This is a genomic window from Cryobacterium fucosi, from assembly GCF_004403515.1.
Lineage (GTDB): Bacteria > Actinomycetota > Actinomycetes > Actinomycetales > Microbacteriaceae > Cryobacterium > Cryobacterium fucosi.
Genome location: NZ_SOHH01000033.1, coordinates 1 through 15,541, shown reverse-complemented (window position 1 = coordinate 15,541; position 15,541 = coordinate 1). Strand labels below are relative to the sequence as shown.

Genomic DNA, 15,541 nt, shown 5'->3' with positions numbered 1-15,541 from the left:
GCTTCCGGGCGCCGCGGCCGGCTCAGCCCTGGCCGGGCGTGCGCGACGCGCAGCGCTGGGGGCCGGTCGCGCCGCAGAGCCACCGCGGCCAGTTCATCGGCGCGCACCCGAGGATCCCGCAGGGCGAGGACTGCCTGAACCTGAACGTGATCGCCCCCGACGCCCCCGTCGACCCCGACAATCTCCGACCGGTGATGGTGTTCATCCACGGCGGCGCCTACAGCGTCGGATCCTCCCGCGAGGTGCCCAGGCAGGGCGAGGGGCTCGTGCGCCGCGGCGGGGTGCTCTACGTCAGCCTGAACTACCGCCTGGGCGCCCTGGGCTACCTCGACTTCAGCCGGTACGGCAGCGCCGAGCGCCCGTTCGAGAACAATCTCGGGCTGCGCGACCAGGTTGCCGCCCTCCGGTGGGTGCGGGAGAACATCCGTCGGTTCGGCGGCGACCCGGATGCCGTCACCCTGTTCGGCGAGTCGGCCGGTGGCAACGCCGTGACGACCCTGATGACCGTGCCGAGCGCCGCCGGGCTGTTCCAGCGAGCGATCGCGCAGAGCGCCCCGCCGAACGCCGTCTACCTGCCGGAGCAGTCCGGGGAGTGGGCCCGCGACTTCGTCGAGATCCTCCGCCGCGCCGCGGGCCAGGGCCCGGGCGGCGCGGCGGCCGAGGGAGCCGCCGCCGACGCGGCCTCCCTGCTCCTGGCCGTCGACCCGGCCGTGCTCGCGGCGGCGACCACCGAGCTCACCCTGCGCGCCCCCGACCGATACCCCGGCACCATCCCGCTGTCGCCGGTGATCGACGGGACATTCCTGCCCGAGCGGCCGCTTGACGCGTTCCGGGACGGCCGCGCCCACCGGATTCCGCTGATCATCGGCACGAACGCGCGGGAGGGGTCGCTGTTCAGCGGCCGGATCGACATCCTCGCGACCACCCCGAAACGAATCAGCGCAATCTTCGTCAACACCAAGAAGAAGGCCCGCCGGGCGCTCAAGGCGCAGTACCCCGGCATCCCCGCGCTGCGGCCGGCGCTCGACTTCGGCGGCGACTTCTCGTTCTGGTACCCCAGCGTCAAGGTGGGGGAGCGGCATTCCCGGTACGCGCCGGTCCACTTCTACCGCTTCGACGCGGCGCCCCGGCTGGTGCGGCTGCTCGGCCTCGACGCCACGCACGGCCTGGAACTCTTCCCCCTGTTCGACCGGCTCGACGGCTGGTTCGGCCGGTCGATGACCGCGCTCGGCGGGCGCCGGGAGTTCGCGGCGATCGGCGCGAGGATGCAACGCCGGTGGCTCGCCTTCGCCGCCACGGGGGAGCCGGATGCGGCGTGGCCGCCCTACGACGAGGCCCGCCGCCGCACGCTCATCATCGACGCCGTCGACCGGGTCGAATCCGATCCGCTGGGCGACCGCCGGGTTGCCTGGGGCAAGTTCGTGCCCCACGTCTGAGCCCGTGGCTGAGCCCTGCGCGGTGCAGCGTCCGGCGTGCCCACCCGCTGGCCGTAAACTTGGGAACTGAAAATACGCTGAGTCGGACACCAGGAGCACACCATTTCTGCAACAGAGACCCACACATCAACCGAGTCCACCCCGAAGCCGGGCGCGAAGGCCAGGCTCGACCGCTACTTCGAGATCACGGGCCGGGGTTCCACCTGGGGCAGGGAAATCCGTGGCGGACTGGTCACCTTCGTCACGATGGCCTACATCGTGATCCTGAACCCGCTCATCCTCGGCGGCTTCAGTGCCGACCAGGCGTCGGTCGACATCGTCGGCGGCTGGCTGCCCAACGCGCAGGTCGCGGCCGTCACCGCCCTCACCGCCGGCGTCATGACGATCCTCTTCGGCGTGATCGCCCGGCTGCCGTTTGGTTTCGCCGCCGGCCTCGGCATCAACTCGTTCCTCGCGGTCAGCGTCGTCGGCCAGGTCACCTGGCCGGAGGCGATGGGCCTCGTGCTGATCAACGGGCTCATCATCGTGCTGCTCGCCTCCACCGGGCTGCGGGAACTCATCTTCAACGCGGTCCCGCGCCAGCTCAAGATCGCCATCACCGTGGGCATCGGCCTGTTCATCGCCTTCATCGGCCTGGTCGACTCCGGCTTCGTGCGCTCCAGCGGCACGGCCTCCCCGCCGGTGCAGCTCGGCGACAACGGCTCGATCGTCAGCCTGCCCACGACCGTGTTCGTGGTCGGCCTGATCATCCTCGGCATCCTGGTCGCCCGCAAGGTTAAGGCCGCGCTGCTGATCGGCATCGTCGGCACCACGATCATCGCCGTCATCCTCGAGGCCATCTTCAAGGTCGGCCCGTCGCTCGGCCAGAACCCCGACGGCTGGAGCCTCAATGCGCCAGTGCTGCCGACCACCGTCGTCGCCCTGCCCGACCTCGGCCTGATCGGCCAGGTCAGCTTCGGCGCTTTCGACCGGATCGGCGTGCTCGCCGCGATGATGCTGGTCTTCACCCTCGTCTTCACCAACTTCTTCGACGCGATGGGCACCATGACCGGGCTGGCCAATGAGGCCGGGCTCGCCGACGACAAGGGCAACTTCCCCCGTCTCAAGTCCGCGCTGATCGTCGAGGGCGTCGGCGCCGTCATGGGCGGGGCCACCTCCGGCTCGTCGAATACCGTGTTCATCGAGTCCGGCGCCGGCATCGGCGAGGGTGCCCGCACCGGCCTGGCCAATGTGGTCACCGGCGCGCTATTCCTGGCCGCGATGTTCTTCACGCCGCTCACCCAGATCGTGCCGCTCGAGGTCGCCGCGGCCGCCCTCGTGATCGTCGGGGCGATGATGGTGTCGCAGATCCGCTTCATCGACTTCTCCGAGTTCTCGATCGTCTTCCCGGTGTTCCTCACGATCATCGTGATGCCGCTCACCTACTCGATCGCCAACGGCATCGGCGCGGGCTTCGTCGGCTGGGTGCTGGTGCGTTCGTTCTCCGGCAAGGCCAGGGAGATCAGCCCGCTGCTCTGGATCGTCGCGGCCGGGTTCCTGGTCTACTTCGTGCGCGGTCCGATCCAGGCGCTGCTCGGCGCCTGATCGCCGGGAGCCCCCGGTCCGATTCGGGGGCTAACCCCATGGTCGACCCTCCGGGGCGACCGTAACGTGATGGGGAGAGCCGCAGTTGTGGCTCTCCCAACCAGAAGGAGCATCACCCATGTCAACCATCGCCCCGGACCAGGCGCCGGTGTCAGTCCCCCAGCCGGCACCGGCCGGCCCCCAGACGGCCGTCCCGAGCAGCCCCCTTGCGGTGTCGAGCCTCGTGCTCGGACTGGTCTCGATCCTGGCCGGCTGGACGTTCGTGGCCCCGCTCGCCGGGCTGATCACCGGCATCCTCGCCCTCGGCCGGGAACCGCAGGCGCGCACCATGGCTCTGTGGGGCGTCGTGCTCAACGCGGTGATGCTCGCCGGCACCCTCATCGTCGTGCTCGTCGCCCTCGGGTTCGGCCTCGCGTTGCTGCCGTTCGCGTTCGTGATCTAGCGAGCCGCACCCGCTGGTCGACCCCGGTTCCGAATTCAGGAGACCAGGTCGAATGAGGCGCCCGGGAAGGCATCCGTCGCACCGGTCCGGGCACGACGCCTGAATTCGGAACGCCACTTATCGGAAGGCTCATTCACCGGCGGTGGCGGGCTATTCCAGGAAGCCGCGCAGGAGCAGGGCCGTACCGGCCAGGTGCTCGGTCATCGCCTGCGCGGCCGCGTCCGCCCGGCCGGTCAGGATCGCCGTGACGATCTGCTCGTGCTGGACATCCGAGTGGGCGATGTTCGGCCCGAGCGACGGGATGTGGTCGAGCAGCTCGTTCACCCGCATCCGCACTTCCGCCAGCAGCGGCACAAGGGACGGCGACCCGGCCAGTTCGCCGATGGTCAGGTGCAGCCGGGAATCCAGCCGGCGGTAGTCCTCGCCGGCCGCCCCGATCGAGTCGCTCAGGCTCTTCCAGAGCACCTCCCGCTCGCCCGGCGTCAGGGCGCGGCCGGCCGCGTGCCGGGCGGCGCCGACCTCGAGGATCTCCCGCAGCGCCAGGGCGTCCTCGATCTCCGCCGCGCCGATCTTGCGCCGGGCCACCAGCTCGCCGCCGGCGTCGACCCCCGGCGTCTGCAGCGGCAGCTCGTCGCTGACGAAGGTCCCGCCGTAGCGGCCGCGCCGGGAGACGAGGTAGCCGGCCTCCGCGAGGGAGGCGATCGCATCCCGCAGGGTGTCCCTGCTCACCGCCAGCATGGCGGAGAGCTCCCGTTCGGCCGGCAGCCGCTCACCCGGCGCGATCAGGCCCAGACGCACGGTCTGCAACAGCCGCTGCACGGTCTCCTCGAACGCGTTGCCGCTGTGCACGGGGCGCAGCAGCAGCCCGCTGTCCAGGCCTGGCTGGTCGTCGATCATGGTCTTGTCCCTGCTGTCACGCGTGTTCCCGGGTCACCGGGGCTTCCAGTCCACCACGTTCCGGCTCAGACCGGCGTCACGTAGGCCGAGCTGATGCCGCCGTCGACCAGGAAGGTGGAGCCGGTGATGAAGGACGAGTCGTCGCTGGCCAGGAACGCGACGGCGGCCGCGAGCTCCTCCGGTTCGGCGAAACGCCCGACCGGGATGTGCACGAGGCGCCGGGCGGCCCGGTCCGGGTCCTTCGCGAAGAGCTCCTGTAGCAGCGGGGTGTTCACCGGCCCCGGACAGAGCGCATTCACCCGGATGCCCTGTCGGGCGAACTGCACGCCCAGCTCGCGGCTCATCGCGAGCACGCCGCCCTTCGATGCGGTGTACGAGATCTGGCTGGTCGCCGAGCCGAGCACGGCCACGAACGACGCCGTGTTGATGATCGACCCGCTGCCCTGCCTGACCATGTAGCGGAGCGCGGCCCGGCAGCAGAGGTAGACCGACTTGAGGTTGACGTCCTGCACCTTCTGCCAGGCCGGCAGCTCGGTCGTCTCGATCGAGTCGTCGTCGGGCGGGGAGATCCCGGCGTTGTTGAACGCCACGTCGACGGACCCGTAGGTGAGGTAGACGGTGTCGAAGAGCGCGTTGACCTCGTCCTCGTTCGTCACGTCGACCCGCACGAACAGGCCGTCGACGAGTTCGGCCGCCGTGAGCCCCGACTTCTCGTCGAGGTCGCCGATCACCACGGTGGCACCCTCCGCGGCGAACCGCCGCGCGGTGGCCAGGCCGATGCCGCTGGCGCCGCCGGTGACGACGGCCACCTTGCCGGCGAGCCGCCTGGTGAGGTCGATGGGGGTGATGCTGCTCATGGGTTGCTCCTTCGATGGGCTGTGACCGGGACTGCGGGGTTGCTGCTGGCTGAGAACTCAGTCGACGGCGATGAAGACGTTCTTCGTCTCGGTGAAATTGAGCGGGGCATCCGGGCCCAGTTCACGGCCGAGGCCGGACTGCTTGAACCCGCCGAACGGGGTCGAGTAGCGCACCGAGGAGTGCGAGTTGACCGAGAGGTTGCCGGATTCGACGGCACGGGCGACCCGGATGGCCCGGCCGACGTCCCTGGTCCAGATCGAGCCGGACAGCCCGTACTCGGTGTCGTTGGCCAGGCGCACGGCGTCGGCCTCGTCGTCGAAGGGGAGCACGGTGACGACCGGCCCGAAGATCTCCTCCGTGACGGTGCGGTCGCTGCGGGACGCCGGGGTGAGCACGGTCGGCGGGAACCAGAACCCCGGCCCGTCCGGCACGGAGCCGCGGAACGCGACGGGGGAGCCGTCCGGCACGAACGCGGCCACGGCGGCGAGGTGGCCTTTCGATACGAGCGGACCCATCTCGGTGGCCGGATCGGCCGGGTCGCCGACCCGCACCCCCGCCACCGCCGGTTCGAGCAGTTCCATGAACCGGTCGTAGACGCCGCGTTCGACCAGGATGCGGCTGCGCGCGCAACAGTCCTGGCCCGCGTTCTCGAACACGCCGTACGGCGCCGTCGCGGCCGCCTTCTCCAGGTCGGAGTCGGCGAAGACGATGTTGGCGCTCTTGCCGCCGAGTTCGAGGGTGACCCGTTTGACCTGCTCCGCGCAGCCGGCCATGATCCGTTTGCCGACCGCGGTGGACCCGGTGAAGACGATCTTGCGCACGGCCGGGTGGGTGACGAACCGTTCGCCGATCACCGACCCGCGCCCGGGAAGCACCTGGAACAGCCCGTCGGGCAGGCCGGCCTCCATGGCCAGTTCGCCCAGGCGGATGCTGGACAGCGGCGTCCACTCGGCGGGCTTGAGCAGCACGGCGTTGCCGGCCGCGAGGGCCGGGGCGAAGCCCCAGGCGGCGATCGTCATCGGGAAGTTCCAGGGGGTGATGATCCCGACCACGCCGAGCGGCTCGTTGAACGTCACGTCGAGGCCGCCGGCCACCGGGATCTGCCGGCCGAACATCCGCTCGGGCGCCGCGGAGTAGTAGGAGAGCACGTCGCGCACGTGGCCGGCCTCCCAGCGGGCCTGGCCGATCGGATGCCCGGAGTTGGCGACCTCGATCCGGGCGAGGTTCTCCCGGTCGCCGTCCACCGCCTCCGCGAACCGGCGCAGGATGGCGGCCTTGTCGGCGGGGGCGACGGGCGCCCAGCGCCTCTGCGCGTCCACGGCTCGGGCGACGGCCTCGTCGGTGGCGTCCTGGTCGAGGTGCTCGACCACCGCGACCTCGGTCTCGTCGGCCGGGTTGATGACGGTGTAGCTGCTCACGAGGGTTCCCTTCGGCCGTGGCTGGTGTGGTCGGCGCTGGTGTGGTCGCGTCCGGTGTGGTCGGCGCCGGTGCGGTACCGGTCGGCCGCCTGGACGAGCCCGGTGAACAGGCGCAGGTCGTCGGCCGACTGCTCGGGGTGCCATTGCACGGCCACCCCGAACGGCACGGCCGGGAGCTCGACGGCCTGGATCACCCCGTCGCCGGTGCGGGCGGTCACGACGAGGCCGTCGCCGAGCGCGTCGATCGACTGGTGGTGGTACACCGGCACACTGTGCGGCCCGGCCAGGGCGTCGAACAGGCCGTGCAGCCGTGACTGCGGCTCGACCCTGACGTCGACGGTGTTGAACACGCCCTCCCCGGCCTGGTAGTCGCCGTGGCCGACGACGTCGGGCAGGTGCTGGTGCAGGGTTCCGCCGAGCGCCACGTTCAGCAACTGGGCGCCGCGGCAGATGCCGAGGAACGGCAGGCGCCGGGCGATCGCCTGCCGGAGCAGTTCGTCCTCCCAGGCGTCGCGGTCGGGCCGGGGCTCGTCGGTGGCCGGGTGTGCCGCCTGGCCGTACCGCGCCGGGTCGACGTCCTTGCCGCCGGTGACGACGAGGCCGTCGAGACCGTCGAGCACCCGGCCGACGGATGCCGGATCGGCAGGCTGGGGCGGCAGCAGCACGGCGATGCCGCCGGCGCGGATCACCGAGTCGAAGTAGACCCGGGGCAGGAACGCGGCCGGCACGTCCCAGACGCCGGTGCGGGACTGCTCGAGGTAGGTGGTCAGGCCAATCAGCGGGCGGGACGGGGCCGAGTCAGAGGCGCTCAAAGCCGCGCACCCGCTCCCAGTCGGTCACCGCCGCGTCGTACGCCGACAGTTCGATCCTCGCGTTGTTGAGGTAGTGGTCGACGACGTCGTCGCCGAACGCCTCCCGGGCCACGACGGACGTCGCGAACAGGGCGGTGGCCTCTCGCAGCGACGACGGCACCCGCACGGCGTCGCTGCCGTACGCGTTGCCGGTGAAGGCATCCTCGAGTTCCAGCTTGTTCTCGATGCCGTACAGGCCGGCCGCGATCAGGGCGCTCACGGCAAGGTATTGGTTGACGTCGCCGCCGGGGACGCGGTTCTCCACCCGCATGCCGAGGCCGCGGCCCACCACGCGCAGGGCGCAGGTGCGGTTGTCGAAGCCCCAGGCGATCGCGGTCGGCGCGAAACTGCCCTCGACGTACCGTTTGTACGAGTTGATGTTGGGGGCGGAGAACAGGGTCAGTTCCCGCATCACCGCCAGCTGGCCGGCGATGAACTGGCGGAACAGTGTGGACATCCCGTCGTCCGCCGCCGAGTCGGCGAAGACGGCCTCCCCGCCGGCGCCGCGGAGGCTGATGTGGATGTGGCAGCTGTTGCCCTCCCGTTCGTTGAACTTGGCCATGAAGGTGAGGCTCTTGCCGTGGGCGGCGGCGATCTCCTTGGCGCCGTTCTTATAGATCGAGTGGTTGTCGCAGGTCTCCAGGGCGGTGGCGTAGCGGAAGGCGATCTCCTGCTGGCCGAGGTTGCACTCGCCCTTGACCCCCTCGCAGTACATTCCGGCGCCGTCCATGGAATTGCGGATGTCGCGCAGCAGCGGTTCCATCCGGGTGGACGCGAGCAGGGCGTAGTCGATGTTGTAGTCGGTCGCGGGGGTCAGGTCGCGATAGCCCTTCTTCCACGCCTCCCGGTAGTCGTCGTCGAAGACCATGAACTCCAGTTCGGTGCCGACGAACGGTACCAGGCCGCGGTCGGCGAGCCGGGCGAGCTGGGCCTTGAGGATCTGCCGCGGTGAAGCGACAACCGGAGAATCGTCGAGCCAGTGCAGATCGGCGGTGACGAGGGCGGTCCCCGGCAGCCAGGGGGCGCGGCGCAGCGTGTCGAGGTCGGGGATCATGGCCATGTCGCCGTAGCCGTGCTCCCAGCTCGACATGGCGTAGCCGTCGACCGTGTTCATCTCGACGTCGACGGCGAGCAGGTAGTTGCAGCACTCGGCGCCGTGCTTGGCGACGTCCTCGAGGAACAGCCGGGCGGAGACCCGTTTGCCGACCAGCCGGCCCTGCATGTCGGTGAAGGCGACGATGACCGTGTCGATCTCGCCCACCCCGACCAGCCCGGCCAGGTCTTCCAGTGACAGATTTCCGGTGCGGGGTGTCATGAACTTCTCCTCGATGAGCCGGTCAAAAGGTGAACGTGTCGACCATTAGAACACAGAACACCCGATCGGGGCAGGCGTATTTTCCCACCCCCGGCGGCAAACAATCTTCCAAAGGTATGTACACGCAACCATTGGGGTTCTATAGTCGTGCCAAGAATACTGACGGCGTTGTTCGGTCCCCGGTGGGCGCGCGCAACCACAGCGTAAAGGAAACCAGGATGTCCAAAGACACCTTGAACGTCTCGGGCGTGCAGTACACGACGGCGGAGGCAGGGTACTTCGAAAAACGCGGCCTCAGGCGCAGCGCGGGCATCTGGGGGCTCTGGGGGCTCGCCGTCGCGGCGGTCATCTCCGGCGACTTCTCCGGCTGGAACTTCGGCATCGACTTCGCCGGCTTCGGCGGCATGCTGATCGCCTTCGCCCTGCTGATCGTGATGTATTACGGCATGATCTTCAGCATCGGCGAGATGGCGTCGGCGATGCCGCACACCGGCGGGGCCTACTCCTTCGCCCGGGCGGCGATGGGGCCGTGGGGCGGCTTCGTCACCGGCCTGGCCGAGACGATCGAGTACGTGGCGACCACGGCGGTGATCGTCTACTTCTCCGCCTCCTACGCCGACGGGATCACCAGCGAACTGCTCGGGTTCTCGATGCCGGCCTGGGTCTGGTGGATCGTCCTGTACGCCGTGTTCATCGCGCTGAACTCGGCCGGGGCTGCGATCTCATTCCGATTCGCGATCGTCGTCTCGATCATCTCGATCGCCATCCTGCTCGTGTTCTCGGCGATGGCGATCTTCTCCGGGCTGTTCAGCGTCGACAAGCTCTTCGACATCGCCCCGGATGCCGGCCAGACCGCGTTCCTGCCGCACGGCGTGATCCCCATCCTCTTCGCCCTGCCGTACGCGATGTGGTTCTTCCTCGGCATCGAGGAGCTGCCGTTGGCCGCCGAGGAGTCGCACAACCCCGTGCGCGACATCCCGCGGGCCGGGCTCATCGCCCGGACCACGCTCATCGTGACCGGTCTGCTCGTGCTCTTCCTCAACACCGGAATCGTGGGTGCCGAGGCGATCGGGACGGCGGGCGAACCATTGCTCGACGGCTTCCGCGCGATCGTCGGCGACGGAGCCGCCGCCGTGCTGGCCCTGTTCGCGCTGGTCGGCCTGCTCGCGTCGCTGCAGGGCATCATGTTCGCCTATGGGCGCAACATGTACTCCCTGTCCCGGGCCGGCTACTACCCCAAGTTCCTGTCCCTGACCGGCAAACGGCAGACCCCGGCGGTCGCGCTCCTGGTCGGGGCCGTATTCGGGTTCGTCGCCCTCGTGCTGGTCGACTCGCTCGGCGGCGCCACCGGCGTCGCCGGGGCGATCGTGCTGAACATCGCCGTCTGGGGCGCCGTGATCGCCTACGTGCTGCAGATGGCGTCGTTCGTGATCCTGCGCCGCAAGTTCCCGAAGGCCAGCCGCCCCTACCGCAGCCCCTGGGGCGTGCCCGGTGCGGTGATCGCCGGCATCCTCTCGCTCGCGATCTTCTTCGGGTTCTTCATCAACGAGCCGGCCCGGCCGGCGATCGCGGCGATCGCCGTTGTCTACGTGGTCATGCTCCTCATCTTCGCGCTGTACGGCCGCACCCGCCTCGTGCTCTCCCCGGAGGAGGAATACGCGGTGTCGGGCGGGCTGCACGGCGACCCGCAGAAGGAGGGCTACGGCGGCGCCGTCGAGGAGGAGATCCTGGCCAGCGATGGCAGGGACGAGGTCCAGCGCTAGACGCTTCGCATTCCCTCATGAGGATGCATATCGCACCCTCGTGAGGGAATTCGTCTGCCAGACGCCACTGGCCACCGGCTTGGTGCCGCCGGATGGATCCGAACGCCGCCACTACGCTGGAACAATCGGCCCCCGGGTTGCGGACAGCGGAGTGAGTGAGGTTGGCCATCAGAAAAGATTCGGTACGCCGACGGGTCGCCGTCGCCGTCAGCCACCTCGCCGGCATTGGCGTCCAGACAACCGACACGCCTCAGGAGCGCGCGACCAAGACAGCGCTGACCCTGGCGGCCTTGTTGCTGGGGACCTTCGCCGGGGCATGGACCCTGGTGTACTTCTGGTACGGCCCGACATTCGGGTGGGTGACGAGCCTCGTGTACCAGATGAGTCTGCTTTTCGCCCTCGTTCACTTTGCGAGGACCAAGAGCTTTGCTGTCTTCCGTCTGACGTCTCTGTCCCTGCACCTCGTGACCCCGATCATCGTGCAGGTCGCCCTCGGTGGATTCCATCCTTCCAGCGGGGTGGCATTGTGGTCCCTTGTCGCGCCGCTGGGGGCCGTCATCGCCTACGGTTCCCGAGAGTCCGTGAAATGGTTTGCCGCCTATCTCACCCTGGTCGGCGTCTCTGCGGCAGCCGGGGTCGGGGAAATCGCCAGCGGGGCCCACGTTCCCGCCGTCGCCGTAGCGGTCTTTTTCGTCGCCAACATCGGCGGCGTGTCGGCGGTCGTCTTCCTGCTGGTCCGTTTCTTCGTGCGCGAGCGGGAACGCGCCATACGGATACTTGCTGAACAGCATGAGCGCCTCGCCGACGAGCAACGGAGGTCAGAGCGGCTTCTCCTCAACATCCTGCCGGCTCCTGTCGCCGAGCGGCTCAAACAAGGCGATGGCATCATCGCTGCCCGCCTCCCGGACGTCTCGGTTTTGTTCGCCGACATCGTCGGCTTCACCGAGCTGAGCGAACGGTGGCCGCCAGAAAAGGTCGTCGTCATGCTCAATTCTCTCTTCAGCGCCTTCGACGAGCTGGCGGACTCAGGGGGACTGGAGCGGATCAAGACCATCGGTGACGCATACATGGTGGCGGGTGGGCTGCACCCGGGCCAGCCGGATCACCTTGCGGCGATCGCCGAGATGGGTTTCGCCATGCAGAGGGAGGCCCATCGGCAGAGTGCGTCGGCAGGTTTTGCGCTTGAACTGCGCATCGGGTTCTCCGTCGGCCCAGTCGTGGCCGGGGTGATCGGGCGGCGCAAATTCGCCTACGATATGTGGGGGGACACTGTGAACACGGCCAGCCGGATGGAATCGACCGGTATCGCAGGGTCTATCCAGGTCAGCGGCGCGGTCTTCGACAGGCTCAAGGCGAATTTTCGTTTCGAGCGACGAGATCGCGTCTCAGTCAGGGGAAAGGGCCAAATCACCACCTACATTCTGCTGGGCGAGCGAGACGCTGCCGCGGCGAAGGAGGTTCCGTGAGCCTGAACTCCGGGCTGTCCGACCGCGTTCTGGTGGCGACCGATGGTTCTGCCACCGCCACCGAAGCCGTTCGCTGGGCGGCTGCTCTCGCTGCCCAGAACGGCGCAACGCTCATGCTCGTGCGCGTGCTGACCCCCGCGGCGGCATCCGACGCGGACGCCGCCGACACGGTCGCCGCGAGCCTGACTCGGCTCGCCGCGGAGCAGGCGGGAGACAGAGGCAAGGCCTTTGTTCTGATCGATGATGATCCTGCGCAGGCCATCGCGCGGCTCGCCGTCGAGGAAACGGCAGATCTCGTCGTGGTCGGGAGCGTCGGCATGGCCGGGCGGAAGGAATTCCTGCTGGGCAACGTCCCCAACAGGGTCTCGCACCTGTGCGCGTGCAGTGTGGTCATCGTCAAGACCGGCCCGGACGGCGCCGCGATGCCTGGGCACGAGCGGTCGGCACGCGGCGAGCGTCCTCAGGACAGGCCGTACCTCCTCGCCCGTGCACGGGATCTCCTGCGGACGGTCAGGAAGCACCGGCTCGACCAGGCCCTGCGCGACGGGCTCGAGGACCCCGCGGCACGCCGCATGTTCGCTCGGCGACTCCGTGCTGCGCTCGACGAGATGGGGCCGACCTTCGCCAAGATCGGCCAGGCGCTCTCGACCCGGCCGGACCTTCTTCCACCGGAGCTCATCGAAGAGTTGGCTACGTTGCAGGAGCACGTCGAGCCGCTCACCCAGGAGCAGGTGGTGGGCGTGATGGAAACCGAATTGAGCGTGCCCTGGGAGGACATCTTCGAGAGTTTCGAAGCGCAACCACTGGCCGCCGGCACGATCGCGCAGGTGCACCGAGCCACCCTGACCGGCGGGACACGTGTGGTCGTCAAGGTACAGCGGCCAACCGCGCGCTCCGACATCGAACTGGACTTGGAGCTGCTCCGCGTCTTCGCCGTCAAGGCGGAGAAACGTGCGGGCATCAAGCAGTTTGTCGACGTGGCCGGCGTCGTCGATCAGCTGTCGATCTCGTTGCTCCGGGAATTGGATTTCCGTCGGGAAGCCGAAAACATCACCCGTATGCGCGAAGTGCTCAAGCCCTACCCGCGACTTGGTGTTCCCCAGCACTACCCGAAGCTGTCGACGAGCCGCGTGCTGGTCATGGAAGAGATCGCCGGAGTGCCTCTCGACGACGTTCCGGCGGGAACGGCCCGTACCGACGCGGCCCGGCAGCTTCTGGAGAGCTACTTCCACCAGGTGATCGGCGTGGGTTTCTTCCATGCCGATCCTCACCCGGGCAACCTCGTTTGGCGTGACGACCGGCTGTACTTCCTCGATTTCGGTATGGTTGGCGAAATCGACGAGGAAACCCGCGAGTTGCTCGTACTGCTCCTCTTCGCTTTGTGGCGCAGCGATCCGGCCCTCCTCGCCGACGTGGCCCTGGTCTTGAGCGGCAGCGGGGCCCGAGTCGGGCCGGGTTTTGAGAGGGAACTCGGCGAGCTGCTGACGCGCTATCACGATGCCCCGTTCGCCGACATCAATCTCGGCGCCGTCCTGGAGGAGATGACGCAGACCGCGCTGCGGTACGGCGTTCGGCTGCCGGCGTCGCTCGTGCTCGCGTCCAAGGCGCTGGCCCAGATGCAATTGGCGGCGGCTGGGCTGGACCCGGGCCTGGACCCGATCGCCGTTGCCGGATCCTTCGTCTCTCGGCTGCTGCTGCAACGGCTGCGCGCAGGACTGGACCCGGGCACGCTGGTCTCGAGGCTCTTAAGGTTCGGGATGCGCGGGTCACGGCTGTTCGAGTCGCTCGAACAGGACGCAGCGGATCGGTCACGGTTGGCCTCCGAGGTCAGCGTGGGTGGTGTTTCGGCCAGGGAAAAGACGATCAGACAGGCTGGTCGGCGCGTCGCGGTGGGCCTGGGAGTGGCGGGCGCCATGGTGGCGGGCGCGATCAGCCTGAGCAGTCGCCGAAATGGCGCGCACGGTCGGGGGTCTCTCGTGCGGTGGTCATCGACCCGACGGCTGCGCGGACGGTGACCGCTGGTCGCCCTCAGCGGCGTCCGGCAACGGTCGTTCCACGAGCGAGAGCAGCTTCCGCTCCGTAAGGTGAGCCACAACCCCCATGAGCAGGCCCAGCGTCGCCAGGTCCAGGACGTGGACGACCTGCCGCCCGCGCCCCCGAGCGGCCCGGGCAAGACGGGTGGGCTCCAGCCGCCACCCGGAGCGGAAGCGCCGTGGGCCATCGGTCGATCGGTCGTCGACGAGCCGGCGGGTCGGGGACACGGGGCCCGGGGCAGGGGACACGTAACCCAGGAAGTCGCTGCGGCCGGTCCTCATCGGGTTCCTCCCTGTGGTGCGGGCGTGTTCACACCCCCATGCGCTGTCACCTAAACCTAAGGCCTGATCCACTGGGCCGACTGGATGTGCCCGCCCGAACTGTGGTGATCGAACGCATCAGGGAGCCCCTGTGCCCGGTGCGTCGCGGCGGAATCGCCGGAGCGCTACTCTGACGCCATGTCCACACGATTGCACGGGCGCAGGAGCGAACCGGATGCCGGCCACGTCGATGCTGCCGCCGTGCTGGACGGCACCCTCACCGATCTGGACTGGACGGTGCTGCCGCCGGAGAGCCGGGTCTTCCGGTTCCCGGCGCCGAGCGGGGAACTCGCCGCGATGGCGGTCGGCGAGCACGCGCATCCGCGGGTCGTGCTCGTGCCCGGCGCCACCGGGTCGAAGGAGGACTTCGTGCTGCTCGCCCCGCTGCTCGCCGACGCCGGCTATCTCGTCGAGAGCTTCGACCTGGCCGGTCAGTACGAGTCGGCGTCGGCCGGCCCGGGCGCAGGCGAGCCGTTCCGCTACGACCTCTTCGTCGCCGACCTGATCGCGTTCCTCTCGAACGGATCGTCGCCCGCCCATGTGCTCGGCTATTCGTTCGCCGGGATCGTCGCCGAAATCGCGCTTGCCGAACGTCCGGACCTGTTCGCCTCCCTGGCGCTGCTCGGCGCGCCGCCGCAGCCGGGCCAGGTCTTCCGGCGGGTGCGCTGGATCGGACCGCTCAGCTGGTTGATCCCGGCCCACGGGATCGCCTCGCTGCTGATCTGGGGGCTTCTCAGCAACCGCAACCACGTTCCGCCCGGCCGTCTCGCGCTCGTGCGGCGCCGGTTCGACCACACGGTCAGGAGGAGCGTCGACGACATCGTCGGCCTGATGAAACGCTCGCCCGACCTGCGAGGTTTGCTGCTTCGCTCGCCGATTCCGATGCTGGTCGCGGTCGGCGAACACGATCTCTGGCCGACCGCCCTGCACCGGGACTTCGCGAACCGGATCGGCGCCGACCTCCGGGTTTACCGCACCGGGCACAGCCCCTGCGAGACCACCCCGCACCAGCTGGCCAGGGACATGGTCGCCCTCTACCAGGGCTGGCTCTGACCGGGCCGGCTCTGACCGGGCCGGCTCTGACCGGGCCGGCTCTGCTCGGCACGGCGCCGGGTCCCGGCGCGCCAGGCGCGCCGTTCGGCCCGGAGCCGCCACGG

At 69.1% G+C, this 15,541-nt stretch carries 12 protein-coding genes; 7 read left to right on the top strand and 5 right to left on the bottom strand.

Features of this window, described 5'->3' with window-relative positions; translation table 11 throughout:
• From E3T48_RS03375 to E3T48_RS03365, 3 genes are all read left to right on the top strand, one after another.
• Nucleotides 1-1,436: carboxylesterase/lipase family protein (locus E3T48_RS03375; RefSeq protein ID WP_134522450.1), on the top strand; the 1,436-nt coding region annotated here is incomplete at its 5' end.
• 102 nt (nucleotides 1,437-1,538) lie between these two features.
• Nucleotides 1,539-3,020: an NCS2 family permease gene (locus E3T48_RS03370; protein WP_134522449.1), complete on the top strand. Its 1,482-nt coding sequence runs from the start codon at nucleotides 1,539-1,541 to the stop codon at nucleotides 3,018-3,020.
• A 118-nt stretch (nucleotides 3,021-3,138) separates the two neighbouring features.
• Complete coding sequence (locus E3T48_RS03365; RefSeq protein WP_241986609.1) at nucleotides 3,139-3,462, top strand: hypothetical protein; 324 nt, start codon at nucleotides 3,139-3,141, stop codon at nucleotides 3,460-3,462.
• Between the two features lie 150 nt (nucleotides 3,463-3,612).
• On the opposite strand, the gene E3T48_RS03360 is transcribed toward E3T48_RS03365, so the two are convergent.
• The 5 genes from E3T48_RS03360 to E3T48_RS03340 form a co-directional block, all read right to left on the bottom strand.
• Nucleotides 3,613-4,359 carry a FadR/GntR family transcriptional regulator gene (locus E3T48_RS03360; RefSeq protein WP_134522448.1) on the bottom strand — a complete coding sequence of 249 codons (747 nt, stop codon included), beginning with the start codon at nucleotides 4,357-4,359 and terminating at the stop codon, nucleotides 3,613-3,615.
• Nucleotides 4,360-4,424: 65 nt separating this feature from the next.
• Nucleotides 4,425-5,216, bottom strand: a complete 792-nt coding sequence (locus tag E3T48_RS03355) for a 3-oxoacyl-ACP reductase (RefSeq protein ID WP_134522447.1) — start codon at nucleotides 5,214-5,216, stop codon at nucleotides 4,425-4,427.
• Between the two features lie 57 nt (nucleotides 5,217-5,273).
• Nucleotides 5,274-6,635, bottom strand: coding sequence for an aldehyde dehydrogenase family protein (locus E3T48_RS03350; protein WP_134522446.1), 1,362 nt, complete (start codon nucleotides 6,633-6,635; stop codon nucleotides 5,274-5,276).
• Entirely contained in the window at nucleotides 6,632-7,447 is an 816-nt protein-coding gene (locus E3T48_RS03345) for a gamma-glutamyl-gamma-aminobutyrate hydrolase family protein (RefSeq protein WP_198417617.1), read from the bottom strand. The genes E3T48_RS03350 and E3T48_RS03345 overlap by 4 nt, the downstream gene beginning before the upstream one ends.
• Nucleotides 7,434-8,801: a glutamine synthetase family protein gene (locus tag E3T48_RS03340; protein ID WP_134522445.1), complete on the bottom strand. Its 1,368-nt coding sequence runs from the start codon at nucleotides 8,799-8,801 to the stop codon at nucleotides 7,434-7,436. The genes E3T48_RS03345 and E3T48_RS03340 overlap by 14 nt, the downstream gene beginning before the upstream one ends.
• A 218-nt stretch (nucleotides 8,802-9,019) precedes the next feature.
• Between E3T48_RS03340 and E3T48_RS03335 the strand changes: the two genes are divergently transcribed.
• The 4 genes from E3T48_RS03335 to E3T48_RS03320 all read left to right on the top strand — a co-directional run bounded on the left by E3T48_RS03335 (nucleotide 9,020) and on the right by E3T48_RS03320 (nucleotide 15,437).
• On the top strand, nucleotides 9,020-10,564 hold the full coding sequence (locus tag E3T48_RS03335; protein WP_134522444.1) for an amino acid permease: 1,545 nt from the start codon (nucleotides 9,020-9,022) through the stop codon (nucleotides 10,562-10,564).
• A 155-nt stretch (nucleotides 10,565-10,719) separates the two neighbouring features.
• Nucleotides 10,720-12,030, top strand: a complete 1,311-nt coding sequence (locus E3T48_RS03330) for an adenylate/guanylate cyclase domain-containing protein (RefSeq protein ID WP_134522443.1) — start codon at nucleotides 10,720-10,722, stop codon at nucleotides 12,028-12,030.
• The gene (locus E3T48_RS03325) at nucleotides 12,027-14,045 is read left to right on the top strand and encodes an AarF/UbiB family protein (RefSeq protein WP_134522442.1); all 2,019 of its coding nucleotides are present in this window, start codon (nucleotides 12,027-12,029) and stop codon (nucleotides 14,043-14,045) included. The genes E3T48_RS03330 and E3T48_RS03325 overlap by 4 nt, the downstream gene beginning before the upstream one ends.
• A 477-nt stretch (nucleotides 14,046-14,522) precedes the next feature.
• Nucleotides 14,523-15,437 carry an alpha/beta fold hydrolase gene (locus E3T48_RS03320; RefSeq protein ID WP_134522441.1) on the top strand — a complete coding sequence of 305 codons (915 nt, stop codon included), beginning with the start codon at nucleotides 14,523-14,525 and terminating at the stop codon, nucleotides 15,435-15,437.
• The last annotated feature ends 104 nt before the right edge of the window (nucleotides 15,438-15,541 follow it).

Bases quoted from the DNA above. Each gene is read 5' to 3' on its own strand.
- E3T48_RS03365 (WP_241986609.1), top strand. From the start codon at position 3,139: ATGTCAACCATCGCCCCGGACCAGGCGCCGGTGTCAGTCCCCCAGCCG.
- E3T48_RS03360 (WP_134522448.1), bottom strand. From the start codon at position 4,359: ATGATCGACGACCAGCCAGGCCTGGACAGCGGGCTGCTGCTGCGCCCC.
- E3T48_RS03355 (WP_134522447.1), bottom strand. From the start codon at position 5,216: ATGAGCAGCATCACCCCCATCGACCTCACCAGGCGGCTCGCCGGCAAG.
- E3T48_RS03340 (WP_134522445.1), bottom strand. From the start codon at position 8,801: ATGACACCCCGCACCGGAAATCTGTCACTGGAAGACCTGGCCGGGCTG.
- E3T48_RS03335 (WP_134522444.1), top strand. From the start codon at position 9,020: ATGTCCAAAGACACCTTGAACGTCTCGGGCGTGCAGTACACGACGGCG.
- E3T48_RS03320 (WP_134522441.1), top strand. From the start codon at position 14,523: ATGTCCACACGATTGCACGGGCGCAGGAGCGAACCGGATGCCGGCCAC.